Below are 25,621 nucleotides of genomic sequence, written 5' to 3' on the forward strand. Positions count from 1 at the left end.
GTGTCAGTCGAGATGCTTGAGCCCGGTGCGAAGATAGATATACCCTGTCTGAACCGTCACAAGCCCAGCAATCCACAACAGGATATCACCGATCAGGATCGACGGGATCATGTCGGGCGACGCATCGCCAACCAGAAGAAACCCGATGGCAAGGATTTGTGCCGTGGTTTTCCATTTTGCAAGAACCGTCACCGGCAATGGCACTTTCAGTTCGGCCAGATGTTCGCGCAAACCCGACACCATGATTTCGCGGCACATGATGATCACGGCGGGTAAAATGGCCAGACCGGAAATGCGTTCAAACGCAACCATCATCATCAGGGCGGCAGCGACCAGAAGCTTGTCAGCAATGGGGTCAAGGAACCGGCCAAGCGGCGAGACAACATTCATGCTGCGCGCAAGGTAACCATCAAAAAAGTCCGTCACCCCGGCAAAGGCAAACAGCGCAAACCCGATCCAGTTACCAACCGGTCCGCTGATATAAAAGGACGCAACCAGAGCCGGAATCACAATGATGCGCGACAAGGTTAGCAGATTGGGAATCTGGTTTTTCATAAACAGGCCTGTTTGCGGGTATTGTATCGAACGGTCCGGCGAAGCGTTTTCTGTCTCCCCGATGCGAGGCAATTATTAATGTCTCCGGGCAGTTACCACAAGAGCCGCGTTCAATTGCAACAAACCTGTTATGAAACAGCCGGTAACCGGGATCAGTTTTCGCCGTGGAAATGATCGTAAATCTTGCGTGCAAGGGCGGCACTGATGCCGTCCACCGCCTCAAGATCGGTCAAACCGGCATCCGCCACGCCGCGTGCCGACCCGAAATGATGCAACAATGCCTTTTTGCGTGCCCCGCCAACGCCGGGCACATTATCCAGAACACTTTTGCCGATCTGCTTGGACCGTTTGGCGCGATGTGTGCCAATCGCCCAGCGGTGGGCTTCATCGCGCAGACGCTGGATGAAATATAGAACCGGGTCCTGCATATCGAGGCGCACGGGCGGCTTTCCGGGGATATGCAGGACTTCCTTGCCCGCATTCCGATCGACACCCTTGGCGACCCCAACCAGCATCACATCTTCGATTCCCAAATCCTCAAGCACTTCGCGGGCAACGCCAAGCTGCCCCAAACCACCATCAATCAGACAAAGGTCTGGCCATGTGCCGTTTTCCCGGTCCGGATCTTCCTTTTGCGCACGGGCAAAACGCCGGGTCAGAACTTCGCGCATCATGGCAAAGTCATCACCCGGTGCGATGTCGCCCTTGATGTTGAATTTGCGATAGGCACTTTTCATAAAGCCCTCGGGCCCGGCAACGATCATGCCGCCGACCATGTTGGTGCCCTGAATATGGCTGTTATCGTAAACCTCGATCCGTTCCGGCGTACCGTCCAGTTCCAGTTTATCGGCCAGATCTTCCAGCAATTTGCGCTGTGACGCGCTTTCGGCCATACGACGCCCCAGCGCATCCTTTGCATTGTTCATCGCATGTTCGACAAGCTTGCGCCGACCGCCGCGCTTGGGTACCTGCAGGGTGATTTTGCGGTTATTGTTGATCGACAACGCGGTTTCGACCAGTTCCTGGCCTTCGATCTCGTGCGACAGCAGAACCTGTTTCGGGGCCGGTTTATCGGCATAGAACTGCCCGACAAAGGCCGACAGGATTTCGGGGATCTCAGCCCCCTGTTCATGACGCGGGAAATAGGACCGGTTGCCATAGTTCGACCCGGACCGGAAGAAGAACACCTGAACGCAGCTTTGCCCACCTTCGTGATGCAGGGCAATCACATCGGCCTCTTCAACGCCTTCAAGATTGATATCCTGATGCGATCGTATCTGGCTTAGGGCACGGATACGGTCGCGATACATCGCGGCCTGTTCAAAATCCATGCGTTCGGATGCCGCCAGCATGTCGCTTTCAAGCTGCTTGAGGATTTTCTGGCTACGCCCGGTCAGGAAGTCACGACAGATATCGACAAGCCCGTCATATTCGGCCTTGGCAACCCGGTCCACGCACGGCGCGGAACAGCGTTTGATTTGATACAGCAGACACGGGCGCGAGCGGTTGGCAAACACCGCATCCGTGCAGGACCGCAGCAAAAAAGCCCGCTGCAGATGATTGATCGTGTTGTTCACGGCCCAGGCGGACGCAAACGGCCCAAAGCAACTGCCATCCTTGGCCCGTGCCCCGCGATGTTTGACGATGCGCGGATAATCGTGATCCTCGGTGATCAGGATATAGGGGAAGCTTTTGTCATCGCGCAGCAGGATGTTGTAACGCGGTTTAAGCTTCTTGATCAGGTTGGATTCAAGCAGAAGCGCTTCGGCTTCGGTATGGGTGGTGATGATTTCCATACGCACCGTCTGCGCGACCATACGGGCGATCCGTATCGGCAACTGCATCAGGCGGGTATAGGCCACCACACGCTTTTTAAGGTTCTTGGCCTTGCCGACATAAAGAACCCGGTCCTTGTCATCGATCATGCGGTAGACACCCGCCGAACCCGGCATGGTTTTCAGCGCATGTTTGATGGCCTCGACACCACGCGCAGCTCCCCCGTCATAATCATCGCTTTCAAGCGACAATCCGATTTCCCGAGCGGGGTTTTCGGATGGGGTTTCAGGCTTCATCAGGCGTCTCCGGCAGATTTATTAAAAATCAAAAGTTGTGATGGCCGTCACTTCTCAAAGTGGCTTCCGACAATACTCAAAAAGATTAACGCCGCAACATCACTTCACAGAATCGCGACCGGAAAAAGATGTCCACCAAGGCTGTGGATAAGTTTGTGGGTAATAGGGGGGCTCTTTGCTACACCCCTTGAGAGTCTTAACGTTCTATGAAGTGCACATTTATTGAGCAAACAAGTTAAGTTATTGATTTAATTTACAAAAAATACTGTCAACCTGAAAACATTCGGTAATAGAGGAGTCAAAAAAGAATATTTTCCTTTGATTCCACGTCCCCAGATGCTTGTGCATAAGGGCGGCAGCGATTCGGCCTAGAGGAATCACAGAGTCCCCGTCCAAAACCGTTAACAAAAGTAAATTTTACGCAGATTTACCGATGCGATCAGCGCGCGATATTAAAGCGCTCTATTTCGACCCCGACCGCCGCAACGTCGTCAAAGACATCAAGCTTTTCAACCCGGACGTTTACCTTGCGCACCCGGCGATCCGCCAGGCACATATCGGCCAGTTTTTCCCCAAGGGTTTCCACAAGGTTCACATGACCGTCACGGCAGATTTCCCGCGTGCCTGTCACCAGATCCTCGTAGCTTAAAACAGTGGCAATATCGTCATTCTGGACACCTTCGCCTTCAAGTACGGCAAGATCCAGATTGATGCGCACCCGCTGCGGGGCATGTTTTTCGTGGTCATATACGCCAATGGATGTCTCGACCACCATGTCGCGAACGAATACACGACGCAAACTGCCTGCATGATCTGCATAGGGCAGTGTCGTAATGTTATCGTCCTGCTTAAGGCCTGCGGTCATGGTCTGGTCTTCCTTGTGCTGCGCTTCTGCGGCCAGATGTCCGGAACCCAAGCCCGATGCATCATTCCTCTGGCATATTCTGTTCGCCACTGGGCGCCCAATTCAGGTGCTGCCCGCCGTCAAGCGCTAACATTTGCCCGGTGATGGCTGGCGCGGCAAGGAAAAATCGTACCGCGTCGCAAATCTCTTGCGGGTTTGTCCCAATTTTCAGGGGAGTCTGATCGCATTGCTGATCGAAAACTTCCTGTGTTTGCCGAACACTAGGCAATGCCGGACCGGGGCCAATGGCGTTGACCCGGATTTGCGGTGCCAATGCCAGTGCCAGCGTCTGGGTCAGGGTCCAAAGACCTGCCTTGGACAAGGTATAGGTCATGAAATGCGGTGTCAGATTCCAGACGCGCTGATCAATCAGGTTGATGATGGCACCCTTGTACCCGTCCGGTAACCGTTTGGCGAAATCCTGCGACAGTACGAACGGCGCACGCAGATTGGCTTCCATATGATAGTCCCAGCCTTCGCGCGTGGCGGTGCCGATATCATCATACTCAAAGGTGGATGCGTTGTTGATCAGAACGCCAATCGGGCCCAGTGCAGCCGTTGCCTCGCGCACGACACGCCCGGTGTCTTCTTCCCGGCCAAGATCGGCCGAAATAACGCAGGCACGACGGCCAAGGGCACGGATTTCATCCGCCAGGCTTTCCGCATCCCTGCGCGAGGAATGGCAATGAAGGGCAACATCATATCCCTGCGCGGCCAGATCAAGCGATAAAGCCCGTCCGATACGCTTCGCAGCCCCTGTCACAAGGACCGTTTTCGGCATTATCCCTGTCATCCGGTTTCCATCCCGTCCGTCAAGATGCGTCCCCTTTTCCGGGGAAGGCGGCCGCATTCGAACGCAGGCCGCCATCATTTAGTTCAGTAATTCCGGAACTTACAATCAAACCTGCCTGCCGGTCCATCACCGTGTGAACGGTTTCAGGCACGTAAGATGGATCATGCGGTAACCAGACTTGCGACATATCCAAGATAGGCAAGAACAAAGACAATCCCCGTAATCCGCGACACGCCGCGCAGGAAATAGCCGACAACCAGCAAAAGAACGGTCACCGCCAACATGATCCACAGATCGGATTGCAGTATCTGATCAGGCACCGCAATCGGCGCAATCAGCGACACACCACCGATGATCACCAGCAGGTTCAGAAGGTTTGAACCAACCACATTGCCCAGCGCGACATCGGAATGCCCGCGAAACGCCGCAACAATGGATGCGGCCAATTCCGGAAGTGACGTTCCGAACGCGACAAGTGTCAAACCAATCACGGCTTCGGAAACGCCGAACTGACGTGCAACAGAAACACCGCCATTCACCAGCAGATCGGCACCATAGGTCAGGGCGACAATACCGATAACGGTCGCAACAATCGGTTTCAGCCAACCGCTTGGCACCTCGCCGACTTCGTCGACTTCTTCCTCGTGCAGGTGGCTGGCTTCGCCCGGGCTTTTTTTGTCATGCTGGTAGGTGAAATACCAGATCGCCGCCAAAACCAGCAGCATCACCGCTCCTGCCCAACGCTCCACAACACCGAACATGCAAAGACCGATGAACAGTACAGTGCCCAGCAACATGGTGCCACCATCGCGAACAATCATGGTCCGGGACGCTGCGATTGGCTTCAGAACAGCCGTCGCACCAAGGATCAGAAGAATGTTGGCAATGTTGGAACCAACAACGTTCCCCATCGCGATATCCCCCGAACCGGCAAGTGCCGCATTCAGCGACACTACGAATTCCGGGGCCGACGTTCCGGCGGCCACCACGGTCAGGCCGACGATAACCTTGGAAACACCCATTAGCAGTGCAAGACCAACAGCGCCGCGAACAATGAACTCGCCACCGGCCGTCAAAAGCACAAGACCACCAATAATCTGCAAATAGGGGATGAACTGTTCCAATGTCGGCCTGCTCGTATGGGGGAAAATTGTGATTATTTTTGTGCCCTTTAACGGGCCAGCGGAACATGGCATTCCGAACACAGAATAGCAAGCCGTGTCGTCCCGCCGCGGAACCCTTTTGGATGGCTGTGTGATGCTGTTCCCACACAGGTAAGCACGCCGAACGTAATCGCCACGGTCGCTTACTCTTAATACGTGTCGTCTACCACAGATGTCTTCGCATACGCGAAATTTCCATAGAAATCATAGGGGTATTTCCGCTATCCTGATTTGAACGAGTTTCCTTTACACGCCCATCTGCGCCGGACGCATATCCCAACATGTCTCACAGCGTTCTTTTCGAACTGTTCCTTGTCCTGACGGCCGCGGTGATTGCTGTGCCGCTGGCCCAGAAATTACGTGCAAACTCGATCATCGGCTTTCTGATCGGTGGTTTTTGCATCGGACCTTTTGGTTTTGGTCTGATCAATGACCGCGAAGACATTTCAACGGTGGCCGAGCTTGGCATTGTCTTTCTGCTATTCATGATCGGTCTTGAACTGTCGCGCGAACGATTGCGCGTGATTGGCGGCCGGTTTGCCACCCTTGGATTTCTGCAAATCGGCGTCACGATGGCGGTGATGTTCGGTGTATTGCTGCTGATCAATTACGATATGCCTGCCTCCATCGTGATTGCCGGAGCACTGGCCCTGTCATCAACAGCCATTATCCTTAAACAGCTTTCCGATGAGCGCCAGCTGCATACCCGTTTCGGCCGTGCAGCCCTTGCCATCCTGCTGTTGCAGGACGTTGCGGTTGGTCCCTTCCTGATCATGGTGCAGGCCGCAGGCAAGGCCGGAACCGAAACCAGCCCATGGATCAGTGCGTTAAGTGGGGTCGGCGCTGTTGCCGTCCTGCTGCTTGCCGGTCGTTATCTGCTGCCACGGCTGTTTCGTTATATTGCGTCCCTTAAAAATCCCGAACTTTTTGCCATCGGCACCCTGTTTGTCGTTCTGGCTGCCAGTACCCTGACCGAAGCCGCCGGTCTTTCGATGGCGCTTGGTGCCTTCATCGCCGGGGTGATGCTGGCCGAAACCGAATTCCGCCATCAGATCGAAGCCGACATTTCGCCATTTCGCGGGGTTTTCCTGTCGCTGTTCTTCATGTCGGTCGGCATGTCGGTGAATGCCAATGTCGTCATTGGTCAGGCCGGTACCATCATTTTATGGCTGATCGGGTTGCTGGTCGTTAAGGCGGCGGTCCTTTTCGGGTTATCCCTGCTGATCGGCTTTAACCGGGCATCATCGATCCGGGTTGCCATGAGCCTGGCCGCAGGTGGCGAATTCGCCTTCGTCATGCTGGCACTGGCATCGCAGAATGGCGCGGTTCCGATTGATATCGCCGTGATGCTGATCCCGGTTGTCGCGATTTCGATGGGTTTGACCCCCTCCCTGATTTCACTGGGCCACCGGATCGAACAGAAACTTCATCCCAAGGAAAACGATCAGCTCAGCGAAATTTCAGATGAAACCGATGGCATTCAGAAGCATGTTCTGGTGATTGGTTGCGGGCGTGTCGGCCGGGTTCTGGCCCGTCTGCTGCGTACCAAGGATATCCCGTTCATCGTTCTTGAATCCGATGCCCAGCAGGTTTCACGCGGCCGTGCCGAAGGTCTGCCGGTTTATTTTGCAGATGGATCACGTCCGGAAACATTCCGAGCGGCCCATACAGAACAGGCCCATATTGCCGCCGTTGCCATGGGCAACCCGCACGCAACCGAAAAGACCGTCGCCTTGCTGCGACAGCATTATCCACATCTGAAAATCTTTGCCCGTGCCCAGGACATCACACATATCGGTCCCCTGTCACGCAGCGGTGCGGATGCCGCCATCCCCGAAGTACTCGAAACCGGTTTGCGCCTGTCCGACCATGTTTTGGCCGCCTGCGACATCCCGCAGGAAGATATCGATACCGAAATTGCCAAGTTCCGTCGTGCCGATATGCTTCTGATGAACGAACTGGCGCCACGCACCGCGCGCCAGAAAGCCGAAGATCCGGCATCAAAATCGGCCAAACCGGTAAAATCCAGGAAAACCACCTGAAAACAAAAACCCCCATCATAAAGATGGGGGTTTTTCGTTTCACCTTCCGGAATAACCGCGATCAGGCGGCTTCGACATCCAGTGCGTAACCGGCGGCACGAACCGTACGGATCACATCGCGCGTTCCCTTGACGTCATTCAATGCCTTGCGCAGGCGGCGAATATGTACGTCAACCGTTCGGGTCTCGACATAGATGTTCGGACCCCAAACCGCGTTCAGAAGCTGCTCGCGCGAGAAAACCCGCCCCGGATGTTCGAGGAAGTAACGCAGCAGACGGAATTCGGTCGGGCCAAGATGTATGGCCTTGCCGTTACGGCTGACACGATGGGCAGCCAAATCCATTTCGATATCGGAATAGATCAACTGCCCCTGTGGTTGCGCCGGGCCGGATCGGCGAAGCAACGCGCGAATACGCGCCAGCAATTCGCCAATCGCGAATGGCTTGGTCACATAATCGTCGGCACCGGTATCAAGGCCACGGATGCGGTCACCTTCTTCGCCACGCGCGGTAACCATAATCACCGGCAAATCGCGGCTTTCCGGTTTCCGGCGGATCTGGCGGCAAACCTCGATCCCCGACATTACCGGCAACATCCAGTCCAGAAGGACCAGGTCGACATGGGTTTCAGCCAGAATCTTCAACGCTTCGTCACCGTCTCCGGCTTCGACAACCTGCATCCCCTCGCGTTCGAGGTTGTAGCGCAACATGGTTACGATTGCAGCTTCGTCCTCGACGATAAGAACCGTTGGGTCCATCTTCCTATGCTCCAGTGTCACTCATTCGGTTCTACGACAGCGAAATTCGCCGCGTCATTTTTTGGCCGAGTATCCATCGGCAGGTCTTCACCCTTGATCCGGTAATAGATCGTTTCGGCGATATTGGTCGCGTGATCGCCAATACGTTCGATGTTCTTGGCAATAAACAGCAGATGGGTCGATGCCGTGATGTTACGCGGATCTTCCATCATATAGGTCAGCAATTCACGAAACAGGGAGTTATACATATCGTCAACTTCCTGATCACGCGCCCATACACGCTGGGCCTTTTCCGCATCGCCTTCGATATAGGCGTCCAGAACGTCCTTGATGATTTCCTGGCACAGCTTCGCCATGTTCGGGATCACCTGAACCGGACGGATCGGCGGCACCTGGTTGAGAACCTGCGCGCGCTTGGCAATGTTTTTCGCCAGATCGCCAATACGTTCCAGATCGTTGGAAAGTTTAAGCGCTGTCACCACCTGACGCAGGTCATCTGCCATCGGCTGGCGCAGGGCCAGAAGACGTACGGCAAAATCCTGTACTTCCTGTTCCAGCGTATCGATACGATGATCGGAAATAATGACCTTTTCGGCCAGTTCCGAATCCCGCTTCACGATTGCGCGGATCGCAGAAATCAGCTGGCTTTCGGCAAGCCCGCCCATCTGCGAGATGATATTGTTCAAACGGGTCAGTTCTTCGTCAAACGAACTGACGATATGGTGTTTTTCGTCGGCCATCTAATAATACTCCTGCCCGGAATTAACCGAAGCGACCCGTGATGTATCCCTTGGTGCGTTCGTCCTTGGGATTGGTGAAAATCTGATCGGTTTCGCCCACTTCGACCAGCTTGCCGAGGTGGAAGAACGCCGTGCGCTGCGACACGCGGGCCGCCTGCTGCATGGAGTGCGTCACGATCACAATGGTGTAGTTCGAACGAAGCTCGTCGATCAGTTCTTCGACCTTTGCGGTCGCAATCGGGTCAAGCGCCGAGCACGGCTCATCCATCAGGATGACTTCCGGGCTAACGGCAACCGCACGTGCGATGCAAAGGCGCTGCTGCTGCCCACCCGAAAGACCGGTCGCCGGTTCCGGCAGGCGGTCTTTGACTTCTTTCAGAAGGCCTGCCCGTTCAAGCGAGGTCATGACGATCTCGTCAAGCTCGTCCCGCGAGTTCACCAGACCATGAATACGCGGACCATAGGCCACATTGTCATAGATCGATTTCGGGAAGGGGTTCGGTTTCTGGAACACCATGCCGATACGGGCACGCAACTGAACAACGTCGATGGCCTTGTCATAGATGTCACGGTCATCAAGCGTCACCTTGCCGTTGATCGTGACACCGTCAATCGTGTCATTCATGCGGTTCATGCAGCGCAGGAAGGTCGATTTGCCGCAGCCCGACGGACCGATCAGCGCAGTAACCTGACGTTCGACAATGTCAAGATTGACATCGAAAAGCGCCTGGTTGTCACTATAGAAAAGATTAAGGTCACGGGCCGTCATTTTCGGGCTAGTGACTGACGGCTCTGCCGTCATTGCGCTTTGAGTTACAACAGCCATTTTACCACTTCCGTTCAAATTTCTTGCGCAGATACACGGCCAATCCGTTCATCAGGATCAGGAAGCCCAGCAATACCATGATCGCCGCCGAGGTTTTCTCGACAAAGGCTCTTTCCGGACTGTCAGCCCACAGATAAATCTGCACCGGAAGAACCGTCGCCGGATCAAGCGCGCCTCCCGGAACATCAACGATGAATGCCACCATGCCGATCATCAGAAGCGGTGCGGTTTCACCAAGCGCCTGCGCCATGCCGATGATGGTTCCGGTCAGAATGCCCGGCATTGCCAGCGGCAGCACATGATGGGTCACCGTCTGTACCGGTGATGCCCCAAGTCCAAGGGCAGCCTGCCGGATTGACGGCGGTACTGCCTTGATCGCTGCCCGCGATGCGATGATGATCGTCGGCAGGGTCATCAGTGCCAGCGTCAAACCACCGACAACCGGTGCCGAACGCGGCAGATGCATGACATTGAGGTAGACCTCAAGCCCGAGAAGACCGAACACGATGGAAGGCACAGCCGCAAGGTTGTTGATATTGACTTCGACAATAGTCGTGAAACGGTTTTTCGGAGCGAATTCCTCGAGATAAATCGCGGCCAGAACACCGATCGGGAATGACAGGAGAAGCGTCACAATCAGGGTATAGAACGACCCGACCGCGGCCCCCCAGATGCCAGCAAGTTCCGGTTCGCGTGAGTCACCATTGGTGAAGAACCGCGTGTGAAACTGCTTTTCAACAGCGCCTTCGGCGGTCAGGGCGTCATACCAGCCGAGTTCCTGGTCATTCAGGCGACGGTCGCCTTCATCTGTATCTGCGCTGATATAACCCTTGTTGAGCATATCAAAATCGTCACCCGAAATCAGCCAGACCTTGCGGGTCTGTCCAATCAGGCTCGGATTATCAAGCACACGCTGGCGCAGGTCGTAAGAAGCCCCGCCCGAAACGATGTCATAAAGGTCACGGCGTTCGCGGCGATCGGTTACATCCGGGAACCGGTTGCGCAATGCTTCCTTGACCAGACCATCGAAATTGGCGCGACCGATAACTGCGGGGTCACCTGTTCCGTCCGGATCAATCTCAGCCGGATCGAAATGAATTTCGAGCTGAACATAGGTCTGGAAGAAGGCGCTATACCCCTTCGAAACAATCGAATAGCCAAGCACGACAAGCGCCATGAGAGCGATGGCAATCGCGCTCAGGCCATAAATCTTGAACCGGCGTTCCGCCGCATACCGCTTTTTGATGTTGCGGGCAATTTTCGGGCTATCCCAGTCAACCGGCGTGTGCAGATTGCCAGAGATCACTTTTGCGGCGGCTCTATCTTCCATAAGCGATGCCATATCAGTCATATTTCTCGCGATACTTCTGAACAACCTTAAGGGCAAACACGTTCAGGCCCAAGGTGACGAGGAAAAGAACAAGACCGAGTGCAAAGGCCGACAGGGTTTTGGCACTGTCGAACTCCTGGTCACCGACCAGAAGCGTCACGATCTGCACGGTAACGGTGGTAACCGCCTGCAACGGGTTGACCGTCATATTGGCCGCAAGTCCGGCGGCCATAACCACGATCATGGTTTCACCAATTGCACGCGACACTGCCAGCAGAACCGCCCCGACAACACCTGGCAGGGCAGCGGGAAGGATCACGTGGCGGATGGTTTCCGACCTTGTGGCACCCAGACCATAAGATCCGTCGCGCAGGGATTTGGGCACCTGCGACATGACATCGTCAGACAGCGACGACACAAACGGAATGATCATAACCCCCATAACGAGGCCGGCCGCAAGCGCGCTTTCGGAGCTGACATCAAGTCCAAGAATAGCACCATTATCACGCAGGAACGGCGCGACTGTCAGGGCAGCAAAGAAGCCATACACAACCGTCGGAACACCGGCCAGAATTTCAAGGGCTGGCTTGGCAAAAGCACGGAATTTCGATGATGCATACTCGCCCATATAGATGGCAGAGAACAAACCGATCGGCACTGCGACAAACATCGCGATCACAGTGATCAGCAGCGTCCCTACGAATAGCGGGATCGCACCAAAGGCCCCTTCGGATGCCACCTGATCAGCACGGATCGCCGTCTGCGGGCTCCATTCCAGCCCGAACAGGAATTCGAGCGGGTTGATCTTGGAGAAGAAATGCAGCGCTTCGAACAACAGCGAGAAAACGATCCCCACTGTCGACAGGATCGCGATCCCGGAACAGGCGATCATCGCATAACGCGCGATACGTTCGACATTGTTGCGTGCCCGCATTTCTTTTGCGATCTTGCGATACGAAAGCGCCAGCCCGACCACCGCCGTACTCAGCATCACCACAACCAGTGCCGCATTTGCAATGGTCTGCAGGTTCGCAAGACGCTGGCCCGCCTCCACGACTTCCGGATCAACCGACAGATGTTCTCCGTTGCCTGCGGCAATCAGCGAGATACTGTTCAGTGCCAGTGAAAGACGGCCGGAGTCACCGGTAATTTCGGCAGGAAGATCGGAAACGATCATCGCTTCGATGATCGACCCCTGAAACACGTGCCAGACCAGAAGCAGCAAAAGCGCGGGAATACCGCACCACATCGCCGTATAGGTCCCATAATGGGCTGGCAGGGAATGAAGATTGCTGTATCGGCCGCCCGACAGGGCAACGGCCCGCTGCCGCCCGAAATAGAATGACAGCGCGCAAAGTGCAGCAACCGCGAGCAACAGAAAAGTCAGGGACATTTCGATAAATCCGTTTGCCTGGAGGGCCTGTTTAAATCACGAGGAGCCAATAGGACAAAAATAATAAATCAATCAAGCCAAGAAACAAAGAAACCGGTGGCAGCAGGGGCCGCCACCGGTTGAAAGATCGCGTTACATGCTCAGCGGAGCAAGGTTCAGCGCAGCATTGCGAACTGCTTCACGCTCGCTCGCATCCATCGGGATGAGACCACGGTCAGCAAGGTAACCTTCGTCACCAAATGCTTTGTCGGAGGTGAATTCGGTCAGATATTCTTTGATACCCGGAATGGTACCAACATGGGCGTTCTTGACATAGAAGTACAGCGAACGCGAAACCGGGTAATCACCAGCCGAGATGGCTTCGAAGGTCGGCTCGACACCGGCAATCAGGGAACCCTGAAGTTTGTCGCCGTTCTGATCAAGGAACGAGAAGCCGAAGATGCCAAGCGCATCATGGTTTGCTTCGAGTTTCTGAACGATCAGGTTGTCGTTTTCACCGGCTTCAACATAGGCACCGTCTTCACGAACGCCTTTGCAAACTGCACCGTGCTGATCTTTATTGTCTTTGATTGCCTTGATGGCTTCGAAGGAGTCACAGGCTTCTTCAAGTACCAGCTCAGTGAAGGCATCACGGGTACCGGAGGTCGGAGGCGGGCCGAGAACTTCGATTTTAACGTCCGGCAGGCTCGGGTCGATTTCGGCCCAGGTGCTGTACGGGTTATCGATCAGCGACTTGCCGTCTTTCGAAGGAACGGTTTTGGCCAGCGCCAGGAAGATCTGTTCTTTGGTCAGGTCAAGACGCGGAGCATCTTTGGAGTTCGACAGAACGATACCATCGTAGCCAACTTTGACTTCGGTGATTTCGTTGATGCCGTTTTTGGCACAGGTTTCAACTTCGGACTTCTTGATGCGACGCGAAGCATTGGTGATGTCCGGGTGCTGTTCGCCAACACCGGCGCAGAACAGCTTAAGACCACCGCCGGAACCGGTCGATTCAATAACCGGGGTCTTGAACGAGGTGGTTTTACCGAATTCTTCAGCAACCGCAGTTGCGAACGGGAATACGGTGGACGAACCAACGATACGAATCTGGTCGCGTGCCTGGGCCGCGCCAACAAAGGCAACGCTCATCAGCGCCGCAACAGCAAGAGTCTTCTTCATGGTAAATTCCCCATTGATTGTTCCAAACCGGAACGGTGCAACGATCTGCGAGGCGGACTCTAACGCCGGGTGCTTACGGTATTGCGTCAGTTTTGTTAACGTTATGTGACAACGTATCAGAGATGCAAACGACCTTCTGAAAACCTTTATTTCTCAATGATTTTTTCAAAATAGCGCCTGTGAATAATCAAAGCCGGAACCGGCAATTCCAGGGCTGCATTGTTCGATTTTGACGGACTTGGTTACAAAAACTGTAACATTGCCCAAACACAGCACTGGAAATTCTTGAGACTGTCGTTCAAACATACCCGAGATACTTTCTGCTTCCCCGACTTTACAAAGCGGGCCGAAAACACGAAGCTTGTTCATAAGATATCAATCCGTTGGGGACAAAGTAGCGCAGAACCGCGCAAAAGGGAGACGATAATGAGCACTTCGCTCGACGAGATTCAGGAACTGATCCAGAAACTTTCCGGCGAGTTGGGCGACATGTCCGAAGCCGCATCACGCCATATTGATGACCTGCATGTCGCGGTCAACAACATTGCGTCTCATGTCCTTGCCATGGAAGCCGTCATTGCCGTGATGGCAACAAAGGTCGATGTCAGCGAAGCCGAAGTGCAAAACTGGATTCGCGAAAAAACCGCTGCCTTCGCCGAAGACAGCAGCGAAGGTTCTGCCGCCGAAGGCATCGCCACCAGCCTGCTTGCGAAATAAGCGGCTTTACAACGCATCCGTCCATCAGCTTGCACAAAAGCCCGCCGACATTACGTCGTGCGGGCTTTTGCTTTAAAACTCCAACCGCCAGCTAGGCGGTCCTTTCCGTATAATAAGGCAAAAGCTTTTCCGGGACCGGTCCGCCCATTGCCCAGTCAAGCAATTGAACCGTATGCACAACCTTTAACGCATTGGTTTCAAGCTGCACCATGCAGCCGATATTGCCGGTCGCGACAAGGTCCGGTGCCGTGTTTCTGATATTGCCAAGTTTGCGTTCACGCAATTTACCCGCGATTTCCGGCTGCAGCAGGTTATAAACCCCCGCCGACCCGCAGCATAAATGTCCCTCGGCAATTTCAAGCACCTCGTACCCGGCCTTTTTCAGAAGGTCGCGGGGCTCACGAATGATCTTCTGACCATGCTGCATCGAACATGCCGAATGATAAGCCACCCGTGCCCCGCCATGGGTCGCACCGGCAAAACGATCCACCGGGACATCAATTCCTGCCAGATATTCGGTCACGTCACAGGCAAGTTCCGAAATTCTGGCGGCTTTTGCCGCGTAATCCCGGTCGTTCCGTAACATATGCCCGTAATCCTTGACCGTTGTGCCACATCCCGATGCCGTGATGACAATCGCATCGAGCCCCTCGCCCGAAAGTTCCCCGGTCCAGGCATCAATATTGGCTTTGGCCTGCTGCTGGGATTGCGCTTCCTTGCCCATATGATGGACAAGTGACCCGCAACAACCAGCCCCTTTGGCCACCACAATCTCGATGCCAAGGCGTGTCAGCAAACGCACGGTTGCTTCGTTGATCTCGGTCTCAAGCACCTGCTGCGCGCAACCGGTCAGGATGGCGACCCGGCCTTTACGTTGACCAATGGCCGGGATCACCTGCGGCTTATCAACCCAGCTTGGCGGCGGCATATGCCGTGCCCCCATCTTCACCATGCCCTTCAACCGCCCGGGTAAAAGGCCCGCGAATGGCGATGCCAGCTTCGCCCCGATCAGCGAAAGTCTGAACAGTGTAGGGTTGGGCACAACAATCGATAGAATCCGGCGCAACCATTTATCGGCAAATGGCCTGTCATAGGTTTCTTCGATATGGGCGCGCGCATTATCGATCAGATGCATGTAATCAACACCCGACGGACATGTCGTCGTGCACGACAGGCATGACAGGCACCGGTCCAGATGCTTCACCACCTTATCGGTCGCCGGTTTATCGTTTTCCAGCATGTCCTTGATCAGGTAAATGCGCCCGCGCGGGCTATCGAGTTCATCGCCCAGCGTGACAAAAGTCGGGCATGTCGCGGTACAGAACCCGCAATGCACGCATTTCCGCAGGATCTGTTCACTTTCGGCGATTGCCGGATGGGCAAGCTGGGCGGGGGTAAAGTTCGTTTGCATTACGCATCCCCCTGCTTGGTAAGCATTTGGCCAATACGCCCTGGATTAAGGATGCCTTCAGGGTCAAAATTTTCGCGAATCCTGGCATTGATACGGGCCAAAGCCGCGTCCTCGGCATGGAACACCGACATCTGATTTCGGATATCTTCTGGCGCACGGACCAAAACCGCCCGCGCATCGTAGGACACGGCAATGTCGCGCACTTTGTCGGCCATCGCATCACGCCCCGCCAGTTGCAGCCAGATTTGCGCTCCGGCCCAATCCATCATGACCTTTCCACCGGTTTCCGCCGCCAGCTTCGAGGCAATCGCCCCACCCGATGCCGGTGCTGCGGAAACACGCCATAAAATTCCCGCACCACCGGCAAACGGCGCCACATCGGCGACCGACCGCCAGAACACATGACTGTTGGTGCTATGAAGTTCCTCGCTTGTGCCGATATCGGCCAGAAGCTTGCGCAATGCCTCGCACCGCCAGGCAACCGAGGGAGCCGGTCCCTCAAGGCGCAGCGCGACAATCCCGGCCCCGATGCCAGTTGCGATATCCACGCCAAGCATTCCAACCTGTTCCCGTGCGATCCATGCGGCGGCAGAAACTTCATTTTCGCTGCCCATGGCACGCGTCATCGCACGCCCGGCACTTTCTATATCGTCACAGGCGATCAGAACGGTTCGGGTTTTCTCGTCGCGCGGCATGACTTTCATGGTGATGGTATGCATCACGCCAAGCGTGCCAAACGATCCCGCCATCAATTTTGAAAGATCAAAACCCGTCACATTCTTCATTACCCGCCCGCCGGATTTAAAATCCTCGGCCCGGCCGCTAATGGCTTCAAACCCCAAAAGATGATCGCGTGCGGCCCCAACCTTGATGCGGCGTGGACCTGACAAATTCGATGCAACCAACCCGCCAATCGTTCCGGCATGGTCCGTAACGCCATCGGCCAGCAATCCCGGAAAATTTCCGGGCTCAAAATGGAATTGCTGGTTTTTATCGCTCAGCAATGCGTGGATTTCTGCAAGAGACGTGCCCGCCCTTACCGACATCACCAGTTCTTCGGGCTCATAAAACATGATCCCGCTCAATTTCGACAGGTCCAGAACATGGTCGGCGGCAACAGAATGTCCGTATGTTTTCTTGCTACCCGATCCGATGATTTCCAGCGGGGTTTTTGAACCAAGCGCCCAACTGATGGCCTCGCGCAATTGTTCGGGCGTGGCGGGGGATATGACTTCCGTCATGACGGTTTCTCTCTTCCTCTCCTGATCCTTGCCGACCGGTTGGTGGGAACCGATGGCAGGATTATTTTTATTCTCGTTTTTCGACCCGGCTCAGAAACGCGGAATATCCGGGAACTTGTCGGCGACTTCACGCGCATGCAGGGTTTTAAGTTCCCCGCAGCCATGCAAGGTCGGGAAAACCTTGCCGGGATTCAGCAATTCGTCTTCGTCAAACGCCAGTTTCAGGCGTTCCTGATGTTTCATGTCATCTTCGGTAAACATTTCAGGCATCAGATCGCGTTTTTCGACGCCAATCCCGTGCTCGCCGGACAAAACCCCGCCGACCTCGACACATAGTTTCAGGATATCGGCACCGAATGCTTCGGCCCGTTCCAGTTCGCCGGGCTGATTGGCATCAAACATGATCAGCGGATGCAGATTGCCGTCGCCTGCATGAAAAACATTGGCAACCCGCAACCCGTGGCGTTGCGACAAAACCTGCATGCCGGTCAGGACTTCGGCCAGACGTCGGCGCGGAATGGTGCCATCCATACAGATATAATCGGGTGAAATACGGCCAATCGCCGGAAAGGCATTCTTGCGTCCCGACCAGAACAGCAGTCTTTCATCCTCGCTTTCGGAAATACGCGAATAAACCGCACCGCATTCCCTGGCAATCGCACCGACACGTTCAATCAGATAATCGACCTCGACCTTTGGTCCATCGAGTTCAACAAGCAGCAACGCCTCGACATCAAGCGGATAACCCGCATGGACGAAATCCTCAGTCGCCTTGATGGCCGGGGCATCCATCATTTCAAGTCCGCCCGGGATGATCCCGTCGGCAATGATCCGGGCAACGCAATTGCCGCCTTCTTCGCTGCTGTTAAAGCCAAGCAGAAGCGCGCGCGCCGTTTCCGGCTTGCGCAGGATGCGTACCGTGACTTCGGTAACGATACCCAGCAACCCTTCGGACCCGGTAATAACCCCCAAAAGGTCATAGCCCGACTGATCCGGCCCCTTGCCCCCGACACGAAGGATTTCACCTTCGATCGTGACCATTTCAACACCAAGGACATTATTGGTGGTCAGTCCGTATTTCAGGGAATGCACCCCGCCCGAGTTTTCGGCGATATTGCCACCAATCGAACAGGCAATTTGGCTGGACGGGTCCGGGGCGTAATAGAACCCCTTATGTTCGACCGCACGCGTGATGCCAAGATTGGTCACACCGGGCTGCACAACGACGGCCCGGTTGTCCCAATCGATATCCAGAACGCGGTTGAATTTCATCATGCTGATCGTGATAGCATCCGCCATCGGTAGCGCCCCGCCCGAAAGGCCGGTGCCCGCCCCACGGGGAACGACACGAATTTTATGGGTATGACAATATTTCAGGATGGCCGCGACCTGCCCGGTATTTTCGGGCAGGACCACGATCATAGGAAGCTGGCGATAGGCCATCAACCCATCGCATTCATAGGGCCTGAGCTGATCTTCATCGACGATAACCCCGCCTTCGTTCGGAACGATGTCCCGCATGGCGGCGATGATATCCTTGCGACGCGCAAGGGTCGATTGATCCGGCTCAGGCATCCTAAGCATGCGAAGTTTACTCCCTTAATTCGATCAGCAGATCCTTGCTGTCGACCTGTGTACCCGCGGGGGCATGGATGGTTGCCACGACCCCGTCCCTTTCCGCATGAACCGCGGTTTCCATTTTCATCGCTTCAAGCGAACACATCACATCCCCCGCCTTGACCTTCTGGCCTTCGGCAACATGGACCTCGACGACAAGACCTGGCATCGGGGCCGCGATATGAAGCTGGTTGCCATCCTCGGCCTTTGGTTTGACCTTGCCAGTCGCGGCCAATGTCTTGTCAGCAACCTTGACTGTTCGAGGCTGACCATTCAGTTCAAAGAACACGGTCCGATTGCCTTCCTCGTCCCCGCCTTCGGATGTTGCCAGATAGCGGATAACAAGCGTCTTGCCCTTTTCCAGATCGACGGAAATCTCGTCATTCTGGCTCATGCCATAGAAGAAGATCGGGGTCGGCAGGATCGAAACATCGGCATTGTGGCTGCGATGTTCGGCATAATCGAGGAACACCTTGGGATACATCACATAAGATGCGACCTCGGCATCACTGATGCTGCGATGGGTTTTCTTTTCGATTTCCTTGCGGGTTGCCTCAAAATCAATCGGCGGCATGGATTTGCCCGGACGATCCGAAAGGGCTTCGGCCCCCTTAAGCACCTTGCGCTGAAGGGCTGGCGGGAAGCCGCCAACCGGCTGACCGATTTCACCGCGGAAGAACGAAATGACGCTATCGGGGAATGCGATGTCCTTTTTCGGGTCCAGCACATCCTTTTCGGTAATGCCCGATGTCACCATCGTCAGCGCCATGTCACCCACAACCTTCGAGCTTGGCGTCACCTTGACGACATCACCAAACATCTTGTTGACCGCGGCATAGGCTTTGGACACTTCCGGCCAGCGTTCCTCGATGCCAAGCGACCGCGCCTGCTGACGCAGGTTGGTATATTGGCCGCCCGGCATTTCATGGACATAGACATCCGATGTGCCACTGCGGATATCGCTCTCAAATCCGGCATAATACCGCCGGACCTGCTCCCAATAGGTCGAAACTTCTTTAAGCGCCTCGGTATTCAGCCCCGGATCACGTGGCTGCCCGATATAGTTATTGGCAATCGAACCGAGGTTTGGCTGCGATGTCAGGCCCGACATCGAATCCATCGCGGCATCGACCGCATCCACCCCGGCATCAATCGCGGCAATCACGGTGGCCGCCGAAATGCCGCTGGTATCGTGGGTATGGAAATGGATTGGGATATTGACCGTATCCTTCAACGCCTTGATCAGGGTCGTTGCCGCCGCCGGGCGCAGAACCCCTGCCATATCCTTAAGCCCCAGGATATGCGCGCCGGATGCCTCAAGCTCCCGGGCCATTTTGACATAGTAATCAAGGTTATATTTCGGGCGTTTCTCGTCAAAAATATCGCCCGTATAGCAAATGGTCGCTTCGCACAGCTTGTCGGTTTTCAGAACCGCATCCATGGCGACTTTCATGTTTTCGACCCAGTTCAGGGAATCGAAGACACGGAAAACATCCATGCCGTGTTCTGCCGCCTGCTTGACGAAATACTCGACCGCATTGTCGGGATAGTTGGTGTAACCAACCGCATTCGACGCCCGCAAAAGCATCTGGGTCAGGATATTGGGAACGCGTTCGCGCAGCTTGACCAGACGATCCCACGGATCTTCTTTCAGGAACCGCATAGCGACGTCAAATGTCGCCCCACCCCAGCATTCCAACGAAAACAGTTCCGGCAGCCCATGCGCATAATAAGGCGCGATTTCGAGCATATCGAAGGTCCGCATCCGGGTGGCCAGCAGTGACTGATGGGCGTCACGCATGGTGGTATCGGTGATCAATACCCGTTTCTGATCCTTCATCCAGCGTGAAAAACCTTCGGCCCCCAACTGGTCAAGCTTCTGCTTGGTGCCCGGGCGGATTTCGCCCAAATCAATCGATTTCGGCATGACCGGCGCATGCAGGTTGGTCGGCACCACCCGGCCTTCGACTTCCGGATTGCCGTTCACCGTGACTTCACCGATGAAGCGCAGCAACCGGGTTGCACGGTCGCGGCGGCGCACAAACTTGAACAGTTCGGGCGTTTCATCAATGAACCGCGTGGTATATTCACCGGCCCGGAATTTCGGGTGATTGATCAGGTTTTCAAGGAACGCCAGGTTGGTCGCAACACCGCGGATACGGAACTCGCGAAGGGCGCGGTCCATCCGGTCCACCGCTTCACGCGGGGTACTGCCCCATGCCGTAACCTTTTCCAGCATGCTGTCATAGAACGGTGTGATCACCGCCCCGGAATAGGCCGTGCCGCCATCCAGACGGATGCCAAAACCATTGGCACCACGATAAACCTTGATGATCCCGTAATCCGGTACAAAGCTGTTTTCGGGGTTTTCGGTCGTGATGCGGCACTGAAGCGCATGATCACGCAGCTTGATCTTGTCCTGCCACGGAATGCCGGTTTCCGACGGGAAGCCGATCCGCCCCCCCTGCGCAACAAGGATTTGCGCCTTCACAAGGTCAAATCCGGTCACGCATTCCGTCACGGTATGTTCGACCTGAATGCGGGGATTGACCTCGATAAAGTAAAACTTGGATGTATCGACATCCATAAGGAATTCGACGGTACCCGCATTGACGTAATTTGCAGCCTTGCCCAGACGAAGCGCTGCTTCGCAAAGTTCTTTGCGCTGATCTTCGTTAAGGTAGGGGGCAGGTGCCCGCTCAACGACTTTCTGGTTGCGACGCTGAACCGAACAGTCACGTTCAAACAGATGCACCAGCGTGCCATGCGTATCGCCCAGAAGCTGGACTTCGACATGGCGGGCACGACGGATCAGCTTTTCGAAATAAACCTCGTCATTGCCAAATGCGGCTTCTGCTTCGCGCTTGGCGGCCAGAACCTGTTTGGAAAGGTCCTTGGAATTCTCGATGACGCGCATCCCGCGACCACCACCGCCCCAGCTGGCTTTCAGCATGATCGGATAACCGACCTGATCAGCAATGCGGGCCACTTCATCCATATCATCGGGCAATGCGCCTGATGCTGGCATAACCGGCACACCCGCACTTTCCGCCAGATTGCGCGCGGCAACCTTGTTGCCCAGCGTGCGCATCACTTCAGAATCGGGACCAATGAATGTTATGCCAGCCTCGGCACAGGCATCAGCAAAATCGGGATTCTCGGACAGGAACCCATAGCCCGGGTGAATGGCATCAACGCCAGCTTCACGGGCAACGCGCAGGATATCCTCGATATCAAGATAGGCGCGAATGGGTTTGTTGCCCTTGCCGACAGTGTAACTTTCGTCGGCCTTGAACCTGTGCAGGGCAAAACGGTCTTCGTCGGAAAAGATGGCAACTGTGCGAATGCCAAGCTCGTTGGCGGCACGCAGAACACGAATCGCGATTTCACCGCGGTTCGCGACCAGAAGTTTACGGATACGCTTTGGTGCAGAACGCGTCATGGACACCGGGCTCCTACCAGATTTGTAGGGCAGGTGCGTCCCTGTGCGCCCCTGCCGAAAACCAAGAGAAACGCCACGATATGATCCCGGAATGCGTTGCGGTGCGGGATGCCTGCAACGCCATACCATCTGTGGCGATAAAGGATGTCTGTCACGTTAAAACGCGTGCAGTGCATCCAGGGTTCCTGGCGCCCGGTGGGCAGGCGACGTGTCTGATATATGCGCAATGCGCTGCCTCTGTCAAAGCATGATCTTCGAAATTGGTAATACCAATTTCACTTTGTCGCGGCCAGTGCCTTTTCACCATGCGGAAAATCTCGACTTTGAACAATGCAACCCAAAGGTTCGAAAACTGCGATCAGGCGCAGACTTTTGATGCTTTTATGATATTGTCCGGCCCGAAAAATTTTCCTGTATCCGAGACTGTTGCGCCCATGCCGAAAATCAATCTTCGACTAAAGTTTTTGCTGCTGTCGATCCTGCCACTGGTTCTGGCGGCTGCGGCAATCTCGTATCTGGTGTTTGCACAGGCCGAACGACTGGCCGAAGCCGAAATCAGAACGTTCGAGCGCAACATCCTTGAAGCCCGCAAGGAAGAGCTTAAAAGCTATCTTGAACTCGCCCTTGCCTCGATCGATCACATCTATTCGGTCGCAAGCCCTTTGGATGCGGTTTCCAAGGAACGGGTCAAAAGCATCATCGAAGACCTGTCCTATGGCGAGGATGGCTATTTCTTTATCTATGACCGCGATGGCACTGCCCTTGTCGATCCGCCCCAACCGTGGCGACTGGGGCGGACATACTGGAACCTGCGCGATCTGAACGGGAATTCCGTCATTCAGGCGCTGATTTTCAATGCCGAAAAGGGGGGCGACTTCCTGCGCCATGTCTGGGAAAAACCATCGACCGGCGAGCCTGCCGAAAAAATCGCCTATTCCCTGATGCTGGATAAATGGGGCTGGATGATCGGCACCGGGATTTATATCGATGACATTTCCGAACAGGTGAAGGAAATCGAGACCGAGGTATCATCCCACATCCGTGACACGACCATATCAATTGTCGGAATCACCATTCTGGCGGTTTTGCTGGTTGGCATTTCGGGCACCGTAGTCACGCTTTCAGAACGCAAACTTGCCGATTCCAAGCTAAAGGAACTGACCCATCGGGTTGTCGACGTTCAGGAACAGGAACGTTTGCGGGTGTCGCGCGAACTGCATGACGGCATCAGCCAGATCCTTGTTTCCGTCAAATATTCGGTCGAAACCGCCATCGCACGATTGGGGCCGGAAAAGAATGCCGCGACCGAACCGATGGAAAAGGCCGCCAAACGTTTGCAGGATGCCATTCACGAGGTCCGTCGCATATCGCGCGACCTGCGCCCGGCGGTTCTGGATGATCTGGGCCTGCGTCCGGCGATTGAAAGCATGTGCAAGGAATTGGCAGACCGGTCCGACATGCAGATTGATGTCAAATCGGATAACATTGATGTTGTTCTTGATATCGCAAAAAAGACGACCCTGTATCGCGTCTTGCAGGAAACCCTGACCAATATCGAACGCCACGCCGATGCCACGCATATCAAGGTCACGATCCGCCGCGAAGGCCAGAGTGTCGTGATGAAAATCATCGATAACGGTGTCGGGTTTGAAACCAACCGTTATATTCGAAATCGCGATCCGCGTGCCGGGATCGGACTTCGCAATATGCGCGAACGCATGGAATTCCATGGTGGCGGCATGACCGTCAAATCCGAACCGGACGATGGCACAACCATCACAGCCTATATTCCGGTTTCGCGTGATAATGATCTACCCGTCACCGCCATCACCGGCTAAGGTGACATCAGATGTTTCGGCCCAGATGTTTCCGTAATGTGACAGAGAACTGAATTGACCATGAGCAGCGCAAATATCTCCTATTCGCCCAACCGCCCCATTCGTGTTTTGCTGTGCGACGACCATGCGCTGGTCATGGATGGCATTCGTTCGCGTCTTGAATGCTATGACCATATCGATATCGTCGGCGAAGCTGGCAACGGCATGGAAGCCCTGTCACTGGCCTCTAATGTCAGACCCGACATCGTTCTGATGGATATCTCGATGCCGGTGATGAACGGGCTTGAAGCCGCCGAAAAATTCCGCGAAACCATGCCCGATATCAAGGTCATCATCCTGACCATGCATGAAAATCCGGAATATCTTCGCACCGCCCGGCTGGCAGGCGCACGCGGCTTCATCCTGAAGGACGTATCGTCAAACGACATGGTCCGCGCAATCGAAACGATTGCCAATGGCGGCGAGGCCTATAGCCCGACATTTGATCGCATCAGCAACAACGAAGGCATGCCTGACGACGGCATGCCGTTGACGACCCGGGAACGCACCGTCTTGCGGCTTCTGGCCAAAGGTGCCAGCAACAAGCACGTTGCCCGCGAACTTGATATCAGTGTGCGTACCGTCGAAACCCATCGCCGCAACATCAAACGCAAGCTTGATATCGACAGTTCCGCTGGTCTGGTCCGCTATGCGATTGAAAAAGGCCTGGTCACTCTGGACAACACTGCATAACGGTCCTCCCGAAAAGGTCGTGCCATTGTGATGTTTCTCGCGTCTTGGTCGCTATTAGGTTGAATTTACAAATCAATAAGGTAGATTGTTCCAAGATTTAGAGTGCTTCCACCTAACAGCCTGCGGCGACCGATCCTGCATCTGTCCCGTTCCGTCAGGGGGTTTTGTGAATTACTCCGCACCGCAATCAGCCATGCCCGACATGTTGCGTTGTCGCCAATGCGGCGTTCGGCAACTTGCGCTTTTCAACGACCTGACCGATGCCGATTTCAAACTGGTTCACCTGCCGGTCGAAGACATGGCAATTGCCAAACGCACAGCCCTTTATAACGCCGGTGATGATGCGAACGCACTGTTCACCCTGCGTAGCGGCCTGATCAAACTGACGCATTATCTCGCCGACGGCTCGCAACGGGTTGTCAGGCTTGTCCGCCCCGGCGGTACAATCGGCCTCGAAGCCCTTGTCAGCGATAGCTTTGCCCATCACGCCGAAGCCCTTCAGGACAGCACGCTATGCCGGATTCCGGTTGCGGTTGTTGAAAAGCTTGATCGCGAAAGCCCCCGTCTGCACAAACAGTTGCTCACCCGCTGGCATCAGGCGGTGATGGAATCCGATAACTGGCTTACCCAGATGTCGACCGGTTCCGCCCGGGAACGAGTTGCACGGCTGTGCCTGTATCTGTGTGATGATACCGATGACAGTTGCGTTCTGCCCGGTCGCGAAGACATGGGGGCCATGCTTGGCATCACGACCGAAACCGCCAGCCGGGTTATCGCCGAGTTTCGCCGACATGGTCATCTAAACCTGCGCAATCGCTCTGAATTCGGGCTTGATGTCAAAGCACTTCAGATCGTTGCCGGACTTGATCACGAAGCGGCCTGACCGA

The 25,621-nt window shown here is 55.1% G+C and carries 21 protein-coding genes; 5 read left to right on the forward strand and 16 right to left on the reverse strand.

Going from position 1 to position 25,621, the window contains the following annotated elements; translation table 11 throughout:
- Positions 1 to 3: 3 nt before the first annotated feature.
- The 5 genes from pgsA to R1T41_RS05360 form a co-directional block, all read right to left on the reverse strand.
- Positions 4 to 555 (reverse strand): CDP-diacylglycerol--glycerol-3-phosphate 3-phosphatidyltransferase, encoded by a 552-nt coding sequence (gene pgsA / locus R1T41_RS05340; protein ID WP_062951347.1) that lies wholly within the window; start codon positions 553 to 555, stop codon positions 4 to 6.
- 152 nt (positions 556 to 707) lie between these two features.
- Positions 708 to 2,627: an excinuclease ABC subunit UvrC gene (gene uvrC, locus R1T41_RS05345; RefSeq protein ID WP_411045540.1), complete on the reverse strand. Its 1,920-nt coding sequence runs from the start codon at positions 2,625 to 2,627 to the stop codon at positions 708 to 710.
- A gap of 439 nt (positions 2,628 to 3,066) precedes the next feature.
- Positions 3,067 to 3,492, reverse strand: a complete 426-nt coding sequence (gene folB / locus R1T41_RS05350; RefSeq protein ID WP_051682075.1) for a dihydroneopterin aldolase — start codon at positions 3,490 to 3,492, stop codon at positions 3,067 to 3,069.
- 61 nt (positions 3,493 to 3,553) lie between these two features.
- On the reverse strand, positions 3,554 to 4,312 hold the full coding sequence (locus R1T41_RS05355; RefSeq protein ID WP_209220470.1) for an SDR family oxidoreductase: 759 nt from the start codon (positions 4,310 to 4,312) through the stop codon (positions 3,554 to 3,556).
- A gap of 173 nt (positions 4,313 to 4,485) precedes the next feature.
- On the reverse strand, positions 4,486 to 5,448 hold the full coding sequence (locus tag R1T41_RS05360; protein ID WP_062951346.1) for a calcium/sodium antiporter: 963 nt from the start codon (positions 5,446 to 5,448) through the stop codon (positions 4,486 to 4,488).
- A 320-nt stretch (positions 5,449 to 5,768) separates the two neighbouring features.
- Here R1T41_RS05360 and R1T41_RS05365 point away from each other — a divergent pair, with 320 nt between their 5' ends.
- Entirely contained in the window at positions 5,769 to 7,529 is a 1,761-nt protein-coding gene (locus R1T41_RS05365; protein ID WP_317340455.1) for a cation:proton antiporter, read from the forward strand.
- Positions 7,530 to 7,590: 61 nt separating this feature from the next.
- Here R1T41_RS05365 and phoB read toward each other — a convergent pair whose 3' ends face one another.
- The 7 genes from phoB to R1T41_RS05400 form a co-directional block, all read right to left on the reverse strand.
- The gene (gene phoB / locus R1T41_RS05370) at positions 7,591 to 8,286 is read right to left on the reverse strand and encodes a phosphate regulon transcriptional regulator PhoB (RefSeq protein WP_007091986.1); all 696 of its coding nucleotides are present in this window, start codon (positions 8,284 to 8,286) and stop codon (positions 7,591 to 7,593) included.
- Between the two features lie 17 nt (positions 8,287 to 8,303).
- A complete protein-coding gene (gene phoU / locus R1T41_RS05375; RefSeq protein WP_062951343.1) occupies positions 8,304 to 9,026 on the reverse strand; it encodes a phosphate signaling complex protein PhoU in 723 nt (240 codons plus the stop codon).
- 22 nt (positions 9,027 to 9,048) lie between these two features.
- The gene (gene pstB / locus R1T41_RS05380; protein WP_062951342.1) at positions 9,049 to 9,852 is read right to left on the reverse strand and encodes a phosphate ABC transporter ATP-binding protein PstB; all 804 of its coding nucleotides are present in this window, start codon (positions 9,850 to 9,852) and stop codon (positions 9,049 to 9,051) included.
- A 1-nt stretch (position 9,853) separates the two neighbouring features.
- Positions 9,854 to 11,203 carry a phosphate ABC transporter permease PstA gene (gene pstA / locus R1T41_RS05385; RefSeq protein WP_062961296.1) on the reverse strand — a complete coding sequence of 450 codons (1,350 nt, stop codon included), beginning with the start codon at positions 11,201 to 11,203 and terminating at the stop codon, positions 9,854 to 9,856.
- Positions 11,196 to 12,575, reverse strand: a complete 1,380-nt coding sequence (gene pstC / locus R1T41_RS05390; RefSeq protein WP_062951336.1) for a phosphate ABC transporter permease subunit PstC — start codon at positions 12,573 to 12,575, stop codon at positions 11,196 to 11,198. The genes pstA and pstC overlap by 8 nt, the downstream gene beginning before the upstream one ends.
- Before the next feature lie 132 nt (positions 12,576 to 12,707).
- Positions 12,708 to 13,736, reverse strand: a complete 1,029-nt coding sequence (locus R1T41_RS05395) for a PstS family phosphate ABC transporter substrate-binding protein (protein ID WP_097051536.1) — start codon at positions 13,734 to 13,736, stop codon at positions 12,708 to 12,710.
- Positions 13,737 to 13,901: 165 nt separating this feature from the next.
- Positions 13,902 to 14,105, reverse strand: coding sequence for a hypothetical protein (locus tag R1T41_RS05400; RefSeq protein WP_317340459.1), 204 nt, complete (start codon positions 14,103 to 14,105; stop codon positions 13,902 to 13,904).
- Between the two features lie 57 nt (positions 14,106 to 14,162).
- Here R1T41_RS05400 and R1T41_RS05405 point away from each other — a divergent pair, with 57 nt between their 5' ends.
- Positions 14,163 to 14,453 (forward strand): hypothetical protein, encoded by a 291-nt coding sequence (locus R1T41_RS05405; protein WP_062961298.1) that lies wholly within the window; start codon positions 14,163 to 14,165, stop codon positions 14,451 to 14,453.
- Positions 14,454 to 14,544: 91 nt separating this feature from the next.
- On the opposite strand, the gene glcF is transcribed toward R1T41_RS05405, so the two are convergent.
- The 4 genes from glcF to pyc all read right to left on the reverse strand — a co-directional run bounded on the left by glcF (position 14,545) and on the right by pyc (position 22,164).
- Positions 14,545 to 15,864: a glycolate oxidase subunit GlcF gene (glcF, locus tag R1T41_RS05410; protein WP_317340461.1), complete on the reverse strand. Its 1,320-nt coding sequence runs from the start codon at positions 15,862 to 15,864 to the stop codon at positions 14,545 to 14,547.
- Entirely contained in the window at positions 15,864 to 17,105 is a 1,242-nt protein-coding gene (glcE, locus tag R1T41_RS05415; RefSeq protein WP_317340462.1) for a glycolate oxidase subunit GlcE, read from the reverse strand. Before glcE ends, glcF begins: the two co-directional genes overlap by 1 nt.
- Before the next feature lie 90 nt (positions 17,106 to 17,195).
- Positions 17,196 to 18,680 (reverse strand): FAD-linked oxidase C-terminal domain-containing protein, encoded by a 1,485-nt coding sequence (locus R1T41_RS05420; protein WP_317341566.1) that lies wholly within the window; start codon positions 18,678 to 18,680, stop codon positions 17,196 to 17,198.
- A 16-nt stretch (positions 18,681 to 18,696) separates the two neighbouring features.
- Positions 18,697 to 22,164: a pyruvate carboxylase gene (gene pyc, locus R1T41_RS05425; RefSeq protein WP_062951320.1), complete on the reverse strand. Its 3,468-nt coding sequence runs from the start codon at positions 22,162 to 22,164 to the stop codon at positions 18,697 to 18,699.
- 434 nt (positions 22,165 to 22,598) lie between these two features.
- Between pyc and R1T41_RS05430 the strand changes: the two genes are divergently transcribed.
- The 3 genes from R1T41_RS05430 to R1T41_RS05440 all read left to right on the forward strand — a co-directional run bounded on the left by R1T41_RS05430 (position 22,599) and on the right by R1T41_RS05440 (position 25,617).
- Positions 22,599 to 24,002, forward strand: coding sequence for a cache domain-containing protein (locus tag R1T41_RS05430; protein WP_231858222.1), 1,404 nt, complete (start codon positions 22,599 to 22,601; stop codon positions 24,000 to 24,002).
- Between the two features lie 60 nt (positions 24,003 to 24,062).
- Positions 24,063 to 24,734, forward strand: coding sequence for a response regulator (locus R1T41_RS05435; protein ID WP_062951314.1), 672 nt, complete (start codon positions 24,063 to 24,065; stop codon positions 24,732 to 24,734).
- 166 nt (positions 24,735 to 24,900) lie between these two features.
- A complete protein-coding gene (locus R1T41_RS05440) occupies positions 24,901 to 25,617 on the forward strand; it encodes a Crp/Fnr family transcriptional regulator (protein ID WP_231858221.1) in 717 nt (238 codons plus the stop codon).
- Positions 25,618 to 25,621: the final 4 nt, after the last annotated feature.

This window comes from Thalassospira lucentensis, from assembly GCF_032921865.1.
Classification (GTDB): domain Bacteria; phylum Pseudomonadota; class Alphaproteobacteria; order Rhodospirillales; family Thalassospiraceae; genus Thalassospira; species Thalassospira lucentensis_A.